A 16,911-nucleotide genomic window follows, 5' to 3' on the forward strand; every position below is an offset into this window, starting at 1 on the left:
TCAGTCAACGAGACCCGCATCCACCAACAACTTCTCCAACCCCAACAAATCCGGCACCTTCGCCACCTGTTCCCCCACCTGCACCGCCGCCTGCTCCAGCCCACACAACGGCACATCGACATAACTCAACTGACTGTCGAGCTTGTACGACCGCGGAATCCCCTGCACCAGCAGCGCAATGAACTTCAGCTCCGGCAACCCGCCGAGGGCATTGAGAATGACGATCCGTGCCCGTTCGCCGATGACGATTTTCTGCCCGCACGCCGACTCGAAACTGAGCAACGGAATCTGCCGTTCACGCCAACTCACCCGCCCCAGATACCACGGTGGCGTATCGAGATCGAACGCGCTGGCCTGGTAGTCGATCAACTCGGCCACCGCGACGTTGGGCAGAATCAGGTTGCGATCGGCCAGCGGCAGCAGCAGGCCGGTGAGTTGGCTGTTACGCGCATTGTACCGGCGCTCATGCATGTTTCTTGCTCCAGTGGGCAATGCTCTCGAGCAGCACCGATTCCTGATACGGCTTGCCGAGGTAGTCGTTGACGCCGATGGCCATGGCGCGGTCGCGGTGTTTCTGCCCCGTGCGTGAGGTGATCATGATGATCGGCAGGTGTTGCAGGCGTTCGTCGTGGCGCACTTGGGTGGCGACTTCGAAGCCGTCCATGCGCGGCATTTCGATGTCGAGCAGCATCAGGTCGGGCATGTGTTCTTCCAGCAGCAACATGGCATCGACCCCGTCCTTGGCGGTCAGCACATTCATGCCGTGACGTTCGAGCAAACGGCTGGTGACCTTGCGCACGGTGACCGAGTCGTCGACCACCATCACCAGCAGCGGTTTGTGCGGTTCGCTGTCGATGTCCGGCAGCGCCGGATGTCGCGCAACGCGCGCCTGCATCGCCCGGATCGGCGCCAGCAAATCAAGAATCAGCACCACCCGGCCATCGCCGAGAATCGTCGCGCCGGACACGCCCTGCACCGCCGCAAACTGCGGGCCGAGGCTCTTGACCACAATCTCGCGGGTACCGGCCATGGCGTCGACCAGCACGGCGACGCGGCGGTCGTTGCATTGCACCAGCAGCACCGGCAACGGCAAGCTCTGACCGATCAGTTTGGGGCGCGGCGCGGTTTTGAGCAGCTCGCCCAAATAGCACAATTCATAGCGTTGCCCGGCGTATTGATAGCTCGGCGGATCGTGGCGCAAATGCCCCTCCAGATCATTCGGCAATACGCGAACAATGCCCTCGATGGTGTTCAGCGGTATCGCGTACTGGTCTTCAAAGCACTGCACCATCAGCGCACGGTTGACCGACACGGTGAACGGCAGGCGAATGCGGAAATGCACGCCCTGCCCCGGCACCGAGTCGATGCTCATGCTGCCGCCCAGTTGCCGGACTTCTTCGTGAACCACGTCCATGCCGACGCCGCGCCCGGAAATCTGGGTGATTTTTTCGGCGGTGGAAAACCCCGGCTGGAGGATGAATTGCAACACGTCGCGGTCGCTGATCTCGGCCTGCGCGGCGAGCATGCCGCGCTTGATCGCTTTGCGGCGCACGGCGTCCAGCGGCACCCCGGCGCCGTCGTCGCGGATGTCGAAAATGATGTCGCCGCCCTCGCGGGACAGGTCGAGGCGGATCTGCCCTTGCGCAGGTTTGCCCGCCGCCAACCGCACTTCGGCGGTTTCCAGCCCGTGGTCAACGGCGTTGCGCAGCATGTGTTCCAGCGGTGCGGCCATGCGCTCGAGCACGTTGCGATCCATCTCGCCTTCGGCGTTGCCAACGACGAACGCGACATCTTTGTTCAGCTCTTCGGCGACCTGGCGGACGATGCGTTTGAGGCGCGGCAACATCCGCTCGAACGGCACCATGCGCGAGCGCATCAGGCCTTCTTGTAATTCGGTGTTGATCCGCCCTTGCTGCTGCAGCAGGTTTTCCGCGTCCTGATTGCGTCGATCCAGCGTTTCCTTGAGATCGAGCAGGTCGGAGGCGGATTCGAACAGGGCCCGCGACAGTTGCTGCAACTGCGAGTGACGGTCCATTTCCAGCGGATCGAATTCTTCGTAACCGAGGCGCTCGGCGTCCACTTGCTGACGGCTGAGGATGCGTCCCTGGGTTTCGGTGTCGAGGCGGCGCAACTGATCGCGCATGCGCTCGATGGTGGTTTCCATCTCGTTGAGCGCCACTTGCGCGTCGTTGACTTGCTGTTCGATGCGACCCCGGAAAATCGAGGTTTCCCCGGCCAGGTTAACCAGATCGTCGAGCAGTTCGGCGGAGACCTTGACCATGTCCGCACCGGCGTCCGGGGCGGGCGCCGTGGTTTCGGTTTTAACCGGCAGAGGCAACAGCGGCGGCGTGTCGAGGCTCGCCGGGTGACTGAAATTCTGAATCGCATTGATCAGGCGATCCGCCGGCGGGCACGGTTGCCCGGCGCGCACAGCATCGAGCATTTGCGCCAATCGGTCATGGCCTCGCTGCACCAGGGCGAACAGCTCGCCCGAGGTTTGCAGCGTGGCCGCCGAGACGCTTTCGTAAAGGTATTCCAGCTCATGAGCGAGGTCGCCGATGGGACCGATCTCGACCATCCGCGCGCCGCCCTTGAGGGTGTGCAGATCGCGCAGCAGGGTCTCGACTTCCTGACGATTGCCCGGCTCGGCTTGCCAGCGCAGCAGCGCGGCGCCGGAGTTTTCGATGATGTCGAAACCTTCTTCGAGGAAGATTTCCAGCAGTTCCGGATCGTGCCCGACGCTGTCGTGATCCGTCGTCGGCTGGGGTGTCTCGCTCAGCGACTGCCCCTGGCGCAGCTGTCGAATGGTTTCAATCAGCTCCTGCGCCGGGGTCAGCGACTGATGGTTTTGCAACTGATCAAGCAACTGAGCCAACCGGTCATGGCTCTTGTGCAGCAAGCGGTCCAAGGCTTCGTTATGGCTGTAGCGCCGATCGAGCAGCCCTTCATAAAGGCTTTCCAGTTCCTGAGCCAGATCGCCGATGGCCTCGACCTCAGCCATCCGCGCGCCGCCCTTGAGGGTGTGCAGGTCGCGTTGCAAGGACGACAGCGGCGCGGTGTTGTCAGGGTCTTTCAACCAGCGCTGCAAGGCCTGGCCGGAACTGTCGAGAATGTCCACCGCCTCTTCGAGGAAGATCTCGACAATCTCGTCATCCGGCGCAGCAGACGCAGCGGTTTGTGACAGTTCGGCCGTCGCCGCACCCAGTTCGCGGATGCTCAGGCTGCGGCTGCCATCGCTGCGGATCAAGCCCATGGACGACGGGTCGAGACTCTCATCGAGCAGGTCATGCAAGGCACGAATCCGCTCAGGCTGCGGCGTGACTTCCTGACCGGCAGCCAGTTCGTCGAGCATGTTGATCAGCGCTTCGTGGGCGTTCTGCGCTTCCTGAAAAAACCTGTCACTGACCGCCAGGCTGCTTTCTTCGACGGCCCCATAAAGGTCGAGCAAGGCTTCGCACAACACGTCGACCGGCAGCAGATCCGCCAGGTGCGCACCTTCGCCGAGGGTGGTCAGTTCGTCCAGCAACGCGCTGAGTTCCTGACGTTCGCCGGGGTGCTGCTGCCAGCGCTGCAAGAGGCTTTCGGCGTCGAGCAGAATGTCCATGCCCTGAGCGAGGAAATTGTTGATCAGTTGCGGGTCGCGCTTGACGCGCAGGCCGGTGTTCAGCGCATTGAGGATCGATTCCAGACGTTCGGCAAGCAATGTTTCCGTGCGTTTGATCAGCGACTGAGCACCGACAATCGGTGCCAGCGGATCGTGCTTTAGCTGACGCAGGCCGACCCGAAACAGGCCTTCGGCTTCAAGCAGCAATTCCACCTCATCAAGGTCCAGCGCCAGTTGATGGGCCTTGAATTCGCGAGCGAGTTTATCGAGCGGGGCGGCCAGTTCGGCAATCGGCGAGACACCGGCCATCGATGCACTGCCCTTGAGGGTGTGCAACGCGCGCTGCAACTCGTCGCTGGCTTGCAGCGGCACATGTTCGGCGGCTTGATCGAGGAAACGATTGAGGCTAACGAGATGGTTTTCGGCCTCGTTGCGAAAGATCTCCAGCAACAAGGGGTCGAGCGCCGCGACGTCATCGACGTCTTCGGCGGCCAGCGGCTCGTCACCCTTGGCCAGGGCGTGGGCGCGGGCGGCGAGTTGATCGACATCGCTGCGCTGGCGTTGACGTTGGGTGGCGAACTCGCTGATCAGCTCCGGCAGCAATAGCACGGTGTCGCCAAGCAGTTGCTGCACGATCGAGCCGGGCTCGACGCTCTGTTCCAGCACGCGATTGAGCAGGTTTTCCATCGCCCACGCCAGCTCCCCGAGGATCAACGCACGCACCATGCGTCCGCTGCCCTTGAGGGTATGGAAGGCGCGGCGCAGTTCGCTCAGCGCGGCACGATCCTGCGGATTGGCCGTCCAGCGCGGCAGGTATTCGTGGAGGACTTCGAGGACTTCGTCGGTCTCTTCGAGGAACACTTCGCGCAGTTCATCGTCGACCGGTTCTTCATCCGCCGGCGGCGGCATCAGGCTGCCGGGGGTGATCAGTGCCGGTGGGTTGACCGCCGACACCGGGCTGGCCAGCACATCCGCCAGCGACTGGACGATGTGCGGGTCGTCGAGCGCCTGCATGTCTTGCATCACCAGCGCTTCGCTGGGGCTGAGCACATCGTCGAGCACCGGCACATGCTGTTCGTTGGGCTGCTCGTCGGGAAAGAAACCGAGGCTGGCGAGGGACTTTTGCGCGACGTCCAACAGTTGCTCGCTCGGCGCCAGTGGGTCATCGCTCAAACGCTCAAGGTAATACTCAAGACTGGTAATGACGTCGGCGAGGTTGTCCAGTTGCTGCCAGCCCGGTTCGTGCGGATCGAGCAGCAGGTGTTCGCGGATAAAACCATTGCAGGCCTCAACCAGATTGGCCGCGCGACTGAGCGCAATCACCGCCAGCGCACCGCGCACCTGGGTCAGCAGCGCCGGCAGCGGCAGCAGATGCTGGCGATCCCAGTCGGCGTCGATGTAGTCGACGATCATGTCCTTGGCCTGTTGCAGGCAAATGCGCGCTTCCTTGATCACGATCTGGTGGATCTGCGTCAGGTCGGTGGTCGGCAGGCGCGAATCTTCCGGGCTTTGCGGCTCGACGGTCCCGACCATGCCGGCCAGCGTTGCTTCGACATACAGCAGCGCCCCGGCGACGTCCATCAGGATGGCGTCGTTCGGCTCGCGCTGGCCTTGAGCGAGGCTGAGCACCACCGCCAGTTGATCGATGATGACTTTGCGCGGCTGGCCGAAACCGAGCACCGCGAGGGTGTCGGCGATCTGCCGCAGCGGCGCCAGAAGCGTCTCCAGATCCGAGATGTGCTGACGGTCGCTGCGCACGAACAGGTCCAGGCGCTCCTTGACCCGCACCAGTTCTTCACACAACGCTGCCAGCACCGAGCGCATCGCGTCGCGGTCGGGGCCGGCCAGGCGCGTGCGCTCTTCGTCGACCATCGCGCTGTCGGGCAACGCGTCGTCCAGGGAGTAGTGATCTTTCATGGTCAGCATCTGCCCGGTGGGATGTTCGGCTTTGGCAATATAGAACAACAGGCTTTTGAGCAGCTCCGGCGGTGGCGGCTGGTTGAGGCCGGCCATGCCCTGTTCGAGCAGACGTTTGAGTTCCTTGTCAGCATCCTTGAACAGGCTGCGCAGCGCCGGGCTGTTGGCGATCTCGCCTTGGCGCATGCCTTCGACCAAGGCTGATGCCACCTGCCACAAGGGGCTCAACGGCGCATTGCCGCTCAAGGCTTCGAGGCGGGTGAAGACCTTCGCCAGATAATCGAGGTGCGTCTGATCGTCCTGCTCGCGCAGCAAACCGACCAAGGCCATTTGCAGCATCTGGCGCCATTTACGCAGCATGTTTGGCAGTTCTGCCGGCGCCAGCAATGCCAGCGCTTCTGCGCTCAGGGGCGGCAGTTCGGGCAGTTGTGGGCTGAACAGGCTGGTTTCCGAAAGCAGGCTTTCGCCCCGGGCACTGCGCAAATCGTTGAGCAGCGGCAGCACCACCAACGGCAGATCGCGTCGAGCGTTCTGCACGCGATCAAGGTAGATCGGCAATTGCCCAAGGGCTTGCAGCAACAGGTGCAGGGCTTCGTCGCGATGGCTGACGCGCTCGTGTTGCAGGGCTTCGACCAGTTGCTCCATTTCTTCGGCCAGCAGTGCCGCGCCATAGAACTCGACCATCTGCAGGCTGCCGTGGACCTGATGGATGTAATCCAGGCACTCGTCCAGCCCAGGCGTCGCCTGCGGATCATCGAGCACGGTTTCAATGGCCTGATGCGCCTGTTTCAGCGTTTCGGCTATTTCGCCTTTGACCCACTCGAGGGCCACATAGTCGTGGCGATCACCCATAGCAGCTCCAATCACACTTTATCCGTCGCCGACGCGGAGGCCGCCGGCAAGGTGAAGCCGGACACCGAGCGGCGCAACTGACTGGCCATTTTTGCCAGGTTGCCGATGCTCTCGGCGGTGGCCGTGGAGCCGGACGAGGTCTGCGAAGTGATCTGCTGGATCACGTTCATCGTCAGCGAAATTTGCCCAGCCGACGACGTCTGCTGCTGCGCCGCATTGGAGATGCTCTGAATCAGCGCCGCGAGCGTCTTGGACACGCCTTCGATTTCTTCCAGGGCCACACCGGCATCCTGCGCCAGCCGTGCGCCGCGCACCACTTCGGTGGTGGTCTGCTCCATCGAGATCACCGCTTCGTTGGTGTCCGTCTGGATCGCCCGCACCAGGGTTTCGATCTGCCGGGTGGCGGCGGACGAGCGCTCGGCCAGCCGCTGCACTTCGTCGGCCACCACGGCAAAACCGCGTCCGGCATCACCGGCCATCGACGCCTGAATCGCGGCGTTGAGGGCCAGAATGTTGGTCTGGTCGGCAATGTCGTCGATCAGGCTGACGATATCGCCGATCTCCTGCGAAGACTCGCCCAAGCGCTTGATGCGTTTAGCGGTGTCTTGAATCTGCTCGCGAATGTTGTCCATGCCGTGGATGGTGTTGTGCACCACCTCGTTGCCCTTGTTGGCGATCTCTACCGAGCGCTCGGCCACCGCCGACGATTCGGCGGCGTTGGCCGAGACCTGATCGATGGACTGGGCCATGTCGCTGATCGCGGTCGAGGCTTCGGAAATCTGCTGGGCCTGGTGTTCCGAAGCCTGGGCCAGGTGCATGGCGGTGGCCTGGGTTTCCTGCACCGCTGCGGCGACCTGGCCGGCGGTGAGGTTGATGGTTGCGACCAGATCGCGCAGTTGGTCGACGGAATAGTTGATCGAGTCGGCGATGGTGCCGGTGAAGTCTTCGGTTACCGAGGCGGTCACGGTCAGGTCGCCGTCGGCGAGGTCTTCGATTTCGTCGAGCAGTCGCATGATCGCGTTCTGGTTGCGCTCGTTTTTCTCGGCGGTCTCGCGCAGTTGGCGATTGGTTTCACGCACCATCACCAGGCCGATAAGGATGATCGAGGCCAGCGCCAGCAACCCCAGCACATAGCCACCGATGGTGTCGGTGTTGCGCCCGCCCGCCAGGTTTTCGAAACCGTTGGCCAGGTGCGAAGCTTCGTCGAGCAGGGTTTGCGACAGGTTGAAGATGTTGCTGGCCGATTCGCGAACCTTGAACAGTTCCGGCGAGGTTTCGAGGATTTCATCCACGGAGCCGGAGACGAACTGGAACAGTTCGGAAATTTCACTCAAGCGTGCACGGGCGTCGCGGTCTTCGACCTGGCTGATTTTCAGTGTCGGGTTGCCCTGAAGCATGCCGTTGAGTACCTGGCCGAAACGGGTGGCGTCGCGGCCAAAGGCATCAGCAGCTTGTTGGGAGTTTTCATCACCGGCAAGCACCGTGTTGACCGCGCCGAGGATGCGTTCGGCCAACAGCGATTGGCGCTGAGCCATCGCCACTTGGGCGGCCGGAGCGCCGCGCTGGAGGAGGATCTCGACGACTTTTTCGTATTCGATCTGCAACTGCGGCACGGTTTCGGCCAGGGTCGCGGCGACTTGATGCAGGGACAGTACGGTCTGTTCGCTGGAGAGAATGGCGTCGGTGTTTTTCAGCAATCGCTCCCAGTCCAGTTGCACGGCGCGCATTTCCGGGCGCACGGCAGACGGCGCGGGTGGCAGGCCGGTGGCCGGGTCACCCTTTTTCAAATAACCCCAACGCTGGGCAAAATCATTGCGCGCATCACTGAGCAACTTGAACGCAGCCGCTTTGCCGGCAGCGGCTTCGGTGGCGTTCTTGGCGATACGCTGCGAGAGCACGCGCAGCTCACCGGCGTGGCCGATGTACTGTTTGTCGTGGTTCGCCTGGGTGTTGAGGTAGGCGAAGTTGGCGAACAGCAGCATGATGAACACGATCAGTGCGATGAACAGCACGACGATCTGCGAGCGACTGCGCGATCCTTCCGCCGACTTGCCTGTGTTTGCTTTTGTCATCGGTCCTCGCCTATGAAACCTGCCGCATTCAATGTGGCAGCGGGCTTGCTCGCGAATGCGGTGGGTCAGCCAGCATCGAATTGAATGTCAGACCGTATTCGCGAGCAAGCCCGCTCCCACATGGGATTTGTGGTGTTTCGACTAAATTGCGACGCTCATGAACACCGGGGATTTTGCCAGCGAAAACAGGCTGAACACCCGCCAGTTCTGCTCGCGTCGGAAATACCCTTTGACGAACTCAGCCTTGGAGCCCTGCCGTTTACTGATCGAAATGGGCTCGAAGCTGTCCTGATCGAAGTGCTGCAAACCGAAGACCTCATCGACCATCAGCCCGGCAAACACCTCGCCATGCTCGACCACCAATACCCGCCGCTGTTTACGCAGTTGCGACAGTTCATGTCCGAAGAAACCGCACAGGTCCATGACCGGCAACAAGCGCCCCCGCAGATTAGCGACCCCTTTGACCCACGGCTTGACCCCGGGCAACTGAGTGAAACGCGGTTCATGCAGCACTTCGCTGACTTCGCCCATCGGCGCCACATACCAGTGCTCGCCGAGGCGAAAGCCGATGCCGCTCCAGCGATCCTGGCGCGCCGGTTGCGACGGCAGGTCCGCCGCCAGCAAGCGGCAGCGCTGGTCGATCTGCCAGAGCAGTTCGAACGCGGTCAGCGATTCGCTCATGGTTGCGCGATCAGCCTTTGAGTACGTTGTTCAGGGTTTTGATCAGGGTCTCTTCGTCGACGGGTTTGGTCAGGTAGTCCCTGGCGCCCTGACGAGTGCCCCAGACCTTGTCGGTTTCCTGATCCTTGGTGGTGATGATGATCACCGGGATGTGGCTGGTATCGGCGTCCTTGGTCAACTGACGGGTCGCCTGAAAGCCGTTGAGGCCGGGCATGACGATGTCCATCAGTACCGCGTCAGGTTTTTCCTGACGGGCCAGCGCGACACCGTCGGCGCCGTTTTCGGCTTTCAGCACTTCGTGGCCGTGCTTTTCCAGCATGCCGGTCAGTTTGTACATTTCAGTCGGCGAATCATCGACGATCAGGATACGTGCCATGGTCTTCCCCATTTTTCTTGTCGACATCCGGCCCGCTGGCCGAGCGTCACTGTGCGTGTCTTACTGCGGCAAAACAGCGGCGAAGCCCGGAACATGGGCCTGAATCGCGTTGAGCAGTTCTTCCTTGCTGAAAGGCTTGGTCAAAAATTGATCAGAACCGACAATCCGGCCCTTGGCCTTGTCGAACAACCCGTCCCTGGACGACAGCATGATCACCGGCGTTGCCTTGAACGCGCTGTTGTTCTTGATTAAAGCGCAGGTCTGATAACCATCCAGACGCGGCATCATGATGTCGACAAAAATGATTCCGGGATGGTTGTCGGCGATCTTCGCCAACGCGTCGAAACCGTCAATCGCCGTGATCACTTCGCAGCCGACATTTTTCAACAATGTTTCGGCGGTGCGACGAATCGTTTTGGAGTCGTCGATCACCATGACCTTCAAGGCGCTGGACTGCTGTTCCATAAGGGGGCTCTACCGTCGCCTTTGCGAATCAAATTGTCCGTTTTGTGATGACTGATGGCCGGAAACCCTTGATGTTCAAGGGCCAGCACGGCATGGCAGCCTTTTTAGCACAGTCTCCAGATGCAATCTATCGACGGGTTTTTCCTTGACCGCAAACCCGCCCGGCGCCACTCTGGCGGCACTTTTTTCATACCGATCCGGTAGCCAATTTTCGAGGAAAACCCAATGAGCGTTCGCGTCGGGATTGTCATGGACCCTATCGCCAGCATCTCCTATAAAAAGGATAGCTCGCTGGCCATGCTGCTGGCCGCGCAGAAGCGCGGCTGGGAGCTGTTCTATATGGAGCAGCGCGACCTGTATCAGGCCGAAGGTCAGGCCCGGGCGCGCATGAAGCCGCTGAAAGTCTTCGCCAACCCGGAAAAATGGTTTGAGCTGGACGCCGAGCAGGACAACCTGCTGAGCGATCTGGACGTGATCCTGATGCGCAAGGATCCACCGTTCGACATGGAGTTCGTCTACTCCACTTATCTGCTCGAACAAGCCGAAACCGCGGGCGTGCTGGTGGTCAACAAGCCGCAGAGCCTGCGCGACTGCAATGAAAAGCTGTTCGCCACGCTGTTCCCGCAGTGCACGCCACCGACCGTGGTCAGCCGCCGCGCGGATGTGTTGCGTGAATTCGCCGCCAAACACGGCGACGTGATCCTCAAGCCGCTGGACGGCATGGGCGGCACGTCGATCTTCCGCCACCGTGCAGGCGATCCGAACCTCTCGGTAATTCTGGAAACCCTGACCGCCCTCGGCGGCCAGCAGATCATGGGTCAGGCTTACCTGCCAGCCATCAAGGACGGCGACAAGCGCATTCTGATGATCGACGGCGAGCCGGTGGATTACTGCCTGGCGCGGATTCCGGCGCAGGGCGAAACCCGTGGCAACCTCGCGGCCGGTGGCCGTGGTGAAGCGCGGCCGCTGACCGACAAGGATCGCTGGATCGCCGCTCAGGTCGGCCCGACCTTGCGCGAGAAAGGCCTGTTGTTCGTCGGCCTGGACGTGATTGGCGAGCACCTGACCGAGATCAACGTCACCAGCCCAACCTGCATCCGTGAAATCGATAACGCGTTTGGCACCGACATTGGTGGCCTGTTGATGGATGCCATCGATCAGAAGCTTCAAGCTCGTTGAGATAGAACAACCAAGATGCGACCAACATTGCGTTATCATGCCCCGCCTCTGAAAAACGCGATGTTGGTTTCCTTGTCATGACCCTCCCGTCCGATCTGCCCACTGAACTCGCCCATCGCGGCGTGCGCCCGGCCGATCGCCTCGGATTTACCCTGTTTCTCGCGGTGCTGATTCATTTGGCGCTGCTGCTTGGCGTCGGCTTCACGATGGTCGAGCCCAAGCAGATCAGCAAAACCCTGGAAATCACCCTCGCCACCTTCAAGAGCGAAAAGAAGCCCCAGAAAGCTGACTTTCTGGCGCAGGAACATCAGGAAGGCAGCGGCACCCTCGACAAGAAGGCGATCCCCAAGACCACCGAAGTCGCGCCGTTCCAGGACAATCAGGTCAAAAAGGTCACCCCGCCACCGGCCGCCAAACCGCCAGTGCAGGAAGCCGCGCCCAAGGCTGCCGTGACCACGGTCGCGCCAAAGCCGAAAAAAGCGCCAACCAAGAAAGAAGAACCCAAGACCGCAGTCAAACCGACCGTCGACGCGCCGCAGTTCGACAGCTCGCAGCTGTCCAGCGACATCGCCAGCCTCGAAGCGGAACTGGCCAAGGAACAACAGCTGTACGCCAAACGCCCACGCATCCACCGTTTGAGCGCCGCGTCGACCATGCGTGACAAGGGCGCCTGGTACAAAGACGATTGGCGCAAGAAGGTCGAGCGCATCGGCAACCTCAATTACCCCGACGAAGCGCGGCGCAAACAGATCTACGGCAATTTGCGGCTGTTGGTCTCGATCAACCGCGACGGTTCGCTGTATGAAGTGCTGGTGCTGGAATCGTCCGGCCATCCGCTGCTGGATCAGGCGGCACAGCGCATCGTCCGACTGGCGGCGCCGTTTGCACCGTTTACCGGCGATCTGTCGGATATCGACCGACTGGAAATCATCCGCACCTGGAAATTCGCCCGGGGTGACCGGTTGTCCAGCAACTGAATACACCGCCCCCCCTGTGGGAGCGAGCCTGCTCGCGATAGCAATCTGCCTGACAGTGCAATTTTGAGTCTGCCGACCTCGTCGCGAGCAGACTCACTCCTACATTTGATCGGTGTGTTGCTTACATCCCCAGCTTGTCAGTTCGCCCCTTGAACGCCACACTAGCGCACATGAAAAACGTCAGCCCCAGCTACCTCAAGCACCAATTCCTGATCGCCATGCCCCACATGGCCGACCCGAACTTTGCCCACACCTTGACCTACATCGTCGAGCACACGGCCAATGGCGCCATGGGCATTGTGGTCAACAGGCCGCAAGAGCTGAATCTGGCTGACATCCTTGAGCAATTGCGCCCGGAAATCGACCCGCCTGCGCTCTGCCAGCATGTGCCGATTTTCATCGGCGGCCCGGTACAAACCGATCGCGGCTTTGTCCTGCACCCGGCGGGTAAGACCTTCCAGGCCACCGCCCAGCTCGACGGCGACCTGGCCCTGTCCACCTCGCAAGACGTGCTGTTCGCCATTGCTGACGGCGTGGGCCCGGCGAAAAGCCTGATCGCCCTCGGCTACGCCGGTTGGGAAGCCGGGCAACTGGAGGCCGAAATGGCCGACAACGCCTGGCTGACCTGCCCGTACGACGCCGACATCCTGTTCAACACCAGCAGCGAATTACGCCTTGAAGCGGCGGCTAGGCACTTGGGAATCAACCTCAATCTGCTGACCAGCCAGGCAGGTCACGCCTGATGGCCCTGCGCTTGATTCTTGGCTTCGACTACGGCACCAAACAGATCGGCGTTGCCGTCGGCCAGGTGATCACCGGCCAGGCCCGCGAACTCTGCACCTTGAAAGCGCAGAACGGCGTGCCCGACTGGAACCAGGTCGAGGCCCTTATAAAGGAATGGAAACCCGACGCCGTGGTGGTCGGCTTGCCGCTGAACATGGACGGTACGCCGAGCGAGATGTGCCTGCGCGCCGAGAAATTCGCCCGCCGCCTCAACGGCCGCTTCAACGTGCCCTTCTATACCCACGACGAACGCCTGACCACGTTCGAGGCCAAGGGCGAGCGACTGGTGCGCGGCGGCCAGAAGGGCAGTTACCGCGACAACCCGGTGGACGCCATCGCCGCCGCGCTGCTGTTGCAGGGCTGGCTCGATGAAAACACTGCATTGTTTGAATCCTGACTGCATTTAATTCTGGAAAGCGCTACGGCGCTTTTCTTTTGGCTAAACCCCCAGCCACGTCCGGCAGGACACGGCTCGGGTCGAAGAAGGAGCAACCATGAGCCTGCCCAACCCCGCCGATCTGATCAGTCAGATGGCGACCCGCCTCAAGGCGCACCTTGCACAGCGTGATATCAGCGAACCGCGTTACATCGGCATCCGCACCGGCGGCATCTGGGTCGCGCAGGCTCTGCTCAAGGAACTGGGCAGCGACGCACCACTGGGCACGCTGGATGTCTCCTTCTACCGCGACGACTTCAGCCAGAACGGCCTGCACCCGCAAGTGCGTCCGTCCGCCCTGCCCTTCGAAATCGAAGGCCAGCATCTGGTATTGATCGACGACGTACTGATGAGCGGACGCACCATCCGCGCCGCCCTGAATGAACTGTTCGACTATGGCCGCCCGGCCAGTGTGACCCTGGTCTGCCTGCTCGATCTGGACGCTGGCGAGCTGCCGATCCGCCCGAACGTGGTCGGCGCAACGCTGTCGCTGGCCGCCCACGAGCGCGTGAAGCTGTCCGGCCCCGAGCCGTTGACGCTCGAACTGCAAGACCTGAATCCTTAATCCGCCCTATTGAGAGTCCCCCTCGCGATGACGCCTCTAGATACCAAGCGCCCGCTGCAGCTCAATGATCAGGGCCAGCTGCGCCACTTCCTCTCACTCGACGGCCTGCGCCGCGAGTTGCTGACGGAAATCCTCGACACCGCCGACTCGTTCCTTGAAGTCGGTGCCCGCGCGGTGAAGAAAGTCCCGTTGCTGCGTGGCAAGACCGTGTGCAACGTGTTCTTCGAAAACTCCACCCGCACCCGCACCACCTTCGAAATGGCAGCCCAGCGGCTGTCGGCGGACGTGATCACCCTGAACGTGTCGACGTCGTCGGCCAGTAAAGGTGAAACCCTGCTCGACACCCTGCGCAACCTCGAAGCCATGGCCGCCGACATGTTCGTCGTACGCCACGGTGACTCCGGCGCCGCGCACTTCATCGCCGAGCATGTTTGCCCGCAAGTGGCGATCATCAATGGCGGCGACGGCCGTCACGCGCACCCGACCCAGGGCATGCTCGACATGCTCACCATTCGTCGGCACAAGGGCGGCTTCGAAAACCTCTCGGTGGCCATCGTCGGCGACATCCTGCACTCGCGGGTGGCGCGTTCGAACATGCTCGCGCTGAAAACCCTCGGCTGCCCGGACATCCGCGTAATCGCGCCGAAAACCCTGCTGCCGATCGGCATCGAGCAGTACGGCGTCAAGGTTTACACCGACATGACTGAAGGCCTGAAGGACGTTGACGTGGTGATCATGCTGCGCCTGCAGCGTGAACGCATGACCGGCGGCCTGCTGCCGAGCGAAGGCGAGTTCTATCGCTTGTTCGGCCTGACCACTGCACGTCTGGCCGGGGCCAAACCCGATTGCATCGTCATGCACCCGGGGCCGATCAACCGCGGGGTGGAGATCGAGTCCGCAGTGGCCGACGGCCCGCACTCGGTGATCCTCAACCAGGTGACCTACGGCATCGCGGTGCGTATGGCTGTGCTGTCGATGGCCATGAGCGGACAGACTGCGCAACGTCAATTCGAGCAGGAGAACGCCCAGTGAAGCTCAGCATTCTCGGCGCCCGCGTCATCGATCCAAGCAGCGGCCTGGATCAAATCACCGACATTCACGTTGAAGCCTGCAAGATCGTCGCCCTTGGCGCAGCGCCGGCCGGTTTCAACGCTGTAGAAACCATCGACGCCACAGGCCTTGTGGCCGCTCCGGGCCTGGTCGACTTGAACGTCGCCCTGCGCGAGCCGGGTTACAGCCGTAAGGGCACCATCGCCAGCGAAACACGCGCGGCGGCGGCCGGTGGCGTGACCAGCCTGTGCTGCCCGCCGAAAACCAAACCGGTGCTCGACACCTCCGCCGTGGCCGAGTTGATCCTCGACCGCGCCCGCGAGGCCGGCAACACCAAGGTGTTCCCGATTGGTGCGCTGAGCAAAGGCCTGGACGGCGAACAACTGGCCGAACTGATCGCGCTGCGTGACGCCGGTTGCGTCGCATTCGGCAATGGTCTGGAGAGTTTCCGCAACACCCGCACCCTGTGCCGGGCGCTGGATTACGCAGCCACCTTCGACCTGACCGTGATCTTCAACTCGCAGGATCACGATCTGGCCGACGGGGGGCTGGCCCACGAAGGCCCAACCGCCAGTTTCCTTGGCCTGCCGGGCATTCCGGAAACCGCTGAAACCGTGGCCTTGGCCCGGGACCTGCTGCTGGTCGAACAAACCGGGGTGCGCGCGCACTTCAGCCAGTTGACCAGCGCTCGCGGCGTTGCGCTGATCGCTCAGGCGCAGGCCCGTGGTTTGAAAGTGACGGCAGACGTGGCGTTGTATCAGCTGATTCTGACCGACGAAGCGCTGATCGACTTCAGCAGCCTCTATCACGTCCAGCCGCCGCTGCGCACCCGCGCCGACCGCGATGGCCTGCGTGAGGCCGTGAAGTCGGGTGTGGTGTCGGCGATCTCCAGCCATCACCAGCCCCACGAGCGTGACGCCAAACTGGCACCGTTCGGCGAGACCGAGCCAGGCATCAGCAGTGTTGAATTGCTGCTACCACTGGCGATGACGCTGGTTGAGGATGGCTTGCTCGATCTGCCGACCCTGCTGGCACGCCTGAGCGCAGGCCCAGCGCAGGCGCTGCGCCTGCCAGCGGGCAAACTGGCGGTGGGCGGTGCGGCGGATATCGTGCTGTTCGATCCGAAAGCCTCGACCGTGGCCGGTGAAGGCTGGCTGTCAAAGGGCGAGAACTGCCCATTCCTCGGTCACAGCTTGCCGGGTGTGGTTCGCTATACCCTGGTGGATGGGCGGATCAGCCACCAGGCTTGATACCGGGCTGGCTCCCACAAGGGATTTGTGTCGATCACAGATCCAGTGTGGGAGCGGGCTTGCTCACGAAGGCTTACTGGAAGGCACCGCGATTTTCGGCGTTACGCAGCGACACCTGATCATTCAGCGTCCAGAAGTCATACAGCACACCCACAAAGAACAACCCACCGGTCAGCAGGTACAGCACACCACTGATCCATTTGCCTTGGTACATCCGGTGCACACCGAGCACGCCAAGGAACGTCAGCAGAATCCACGCCACGTTGTATTCGATCGGCCCTTCGGCAAAACGCAGATCCGCCTCGCGGTCCATCGCCGGGATCAGAAACACGTCGATCAGCCAGCCGATGCCTAACAAACCGAAGGTGAAAAACCAGATCGTCCCGGTCACCGGTTTGCCGTAGTAAAAGCGGTGAGCGCCGGTAAAACCGAAAATCCACAGCAGGTAGCCGATCACTTTGCTGTGGGTGTCTTTTTCCTTAACACGGGGTAACCGATAGCTGTTCATGAAGACCTCGTTGCACACGATAGATAAATATTCTTAAATTCTTTGTGACTTTTTTACAGGTGGCCGACGTATGGCAAATGTTAGGGTGACGTCCGTCAAACCCTTATAACACCGGACTTCTGTCAGACAATCGCGTCAATTTGCAGCTTATTTGGTTCCGTTGCCTCCCGATTGAATCGACCAACGGCCTCGTTAG

Annotated in this window: 14 protein-coding genes; 7 read left to right on the top strand and 7 right to left on the bottom strand. The window is 61.6% G+C overall.

All coding sequences use genetic code 11. From position 1 onward, the window contains the following. The 6 genes from ACIOU6_RS10330 to pilG all read right to left on the bottom strand — a co-directional run bounded on the left by ACIOU6_RS10330 (position 1) and on the right by pilG (position 9,967). Positions 1 to 471 carry a chemotaxis protein CheW gene (locus tag ACIOU6_RS10330; RefSeq protein WP_401135904.1) on the bottom strand — a complete coding sequence of 157 codons (471 nt, stop codon included), beginning with the start codon at positions 469 to 471 and terminating at the stop codon, positions 1 to 3. Beyond that, on the bottom strand, positions 464 to 6,373 hold the full coding sequence (locus tag ACIOU6_RS10335; RefSeq protein ID WP_401135907.1) for an Hpt domain-containing protein: 5,910 nt from the start codon (positions 6,371 to 6,373) through the stop codon (positions 464 to 466). Before ACIOU6_RS10335 ends, ACIOU6_RS10330 begins: the two co-directional genes overlap by 8 nt. A gap of 11 nt (positions 6,374 to 6,384) precedes the next feature. Further along, positions 6,385 to 8,445 carry a methyl-accepting chemotaxis protein gene (locus ACIOU6_RS10340; protein WP_221732372.1) on the bottom strand — a complete coding sequence of 687 codons (2,061 nt, stop codon included), beginning with the start codon at positions 8,443 to 8,445 and terminating at the stop codon, positions 6,385 to 6,387. Between the two features lie 141 nt (positions 8,446 to 8,586). Then, complete coding sequence (locus tag ACIOU6_RS10345; protein WP_401135910.1) at positions 8,587 to 9,126, bottom strand: chemotaxis protein CheW; 540 nt, start codon at positions 9,124 to 9,126, stop codon at positions 8,587 to 8,589. Positions 9,127 to 9,136: 10 nt separating this feature from the next. Beyond that, positions 9,137 to 9,502, bottom strand: a complete 366-nt coding sequence (pilH, locus tag ACIOU6_RS10350) for a twitching motility response regulator PilH (protein ID WP_221732374.1) — start codon at positions 9,500 to 9,502, stop codon at positions 9,137 to 9,139. 60 nt (positions 9,503 to 9,562) lie between these two features. After that, positions 9,563 to 9,967 carry a twitching motility response regulator PilG gene (gene pilG / locus ACIOU6_RS10355; RefSeq protein ID WP_007913673.1) on the bottom strand — a complete coding sequence of 135 codons (405 nt, stop codon included), beginning with the start codon at positions 9,965 to 9,967 and terminating at the stop codon, positions 9,563 to 9,565. A 225-nt stretch (positions 9,968 to 10,192) separates the two neighbouring features. Between pilG and gshB the strand changes: the two genes are divergently transcribed. The 7 genes from gshB (at position 10,193) to ACIOU6_RS10390 (ending at position 16,207) form a co-directional block, all read left to right on the top strand. After that, complete coding sequence (gene gshB, locus ACIOU6_RS10360) at positions 10,193 to 11,146, top strand: glutathione synthase (protein WP_401135914.1); 954 nt, start codon at positions 10,193 to 10,195, stop codon at positions 11,144 to 11,146. Positions 11,147 to 11,223: 77 nt separating this feature from the next. Beyond that, complete coding sequence (locus tag ACIOU6_RS10365; protein WP_401135916.1) at positions 11,224 to 12,123, top strand: energy transducer TonB; 900 nt, start codon at positions 11,224 to 11,226, stop codon at positions 12,121 to 12,123. A 170-nt stretch (positions 12,124 to 12,293) separates the two neighbouring features. Then, entirely contained in the window at positions 12,294 to 12,866 is a 573-nt protein-coding gene (locus ACIOU6_RS10370; protein WP_221732378.1) for a YqgE/AlgH family protein, read from the top strand. Beyond that, positions 12,866 to 13,303, top strand: a complete 438-nt coding sequence (gene ruvX, locus ACIOU6_RS10375; protein ID WP_008077844.1) for a Holliday junction resolvase RuvX — start codon at positions 12,866 to 12,868, stop codon at positions 13,301 to 13,303. Before ACIOU6_RS10370 ends, ruvX begins: the two co-directional genes overlap by 1 nt. 97 nt (positions 13,304 to 13,400) lie before the next feature. Further along, positions 13,401 to 13,907, top strand: a complete 507-nt coding sequence (pyrR, locus tag ACIOU6_RS10380) for a bifunctional pyr operon transcriptional regulator/uracil phosphoribosyltransferase PyrR (RefSeq protein WP_221732379.1) — start codon at positions 13,401 to 13,403, stop codon at positions 13,905 to 13,907. Between the two features lie 27 nt (positions 13,908 to 13,934). Beyond that, positions 13,935 to 14,939: an aspartate carbamoyltransferase catalytic subunit gene (locus ACIOU6_RS10385; protein ID WP_221732380.1), complete on the top strand. Its 1,005-nt coding sequence runs from the start codon at positions 13,935 to 13,937 to the stop codon at positions 14,937 to 14,939. After that, positions 14,936 to 16,207: a dihydroorotase gene (locus ACIOU6_RS10390; RefSeq protein WP_221732381.1), complete on the top strand. Its 1,272-nt coding sequence runs from the start codon at positions 14,936 to 14,938 to the stop codon at positions 16,205 to 16,207. The genes ACIOU6_RS10385 and ACIOU6_RS10390 overlap by 4 nt, the downstream gene beginning before the upstream one ends. Positions 16,208 to 16,280: 73 nt before the next feature. Here the strand turns inward: ACIOU6_RS10390 and ACIOU6_RS10395 are convergent, their stop codons facing one another. Beyond that, a complete protein-coding gene (locus ACIOU6_RS10395) occupies positions 16,281 to 16,715 on the bottom strand; it encodes a TM2 domain-containing protein (protein WP_221732382.1) in 435 nt (144 codons plus the stop codon). Positions 16,716 to 16,911 lie beyond the last annotated feature (196 nt).

Origin of the sequence: Pseudomonas sp. NPDC087615 (genome assembly GCF_044743445.1) — a bacterium.
Classification (GTDB): domain Bacteria; phylum Pseudomonadota; class Gammaproteobacteria; order Pseudomonadales; family Pseudomonadaceae; genus Aquipseudomonas; species Aquipseudomonas baetica_A.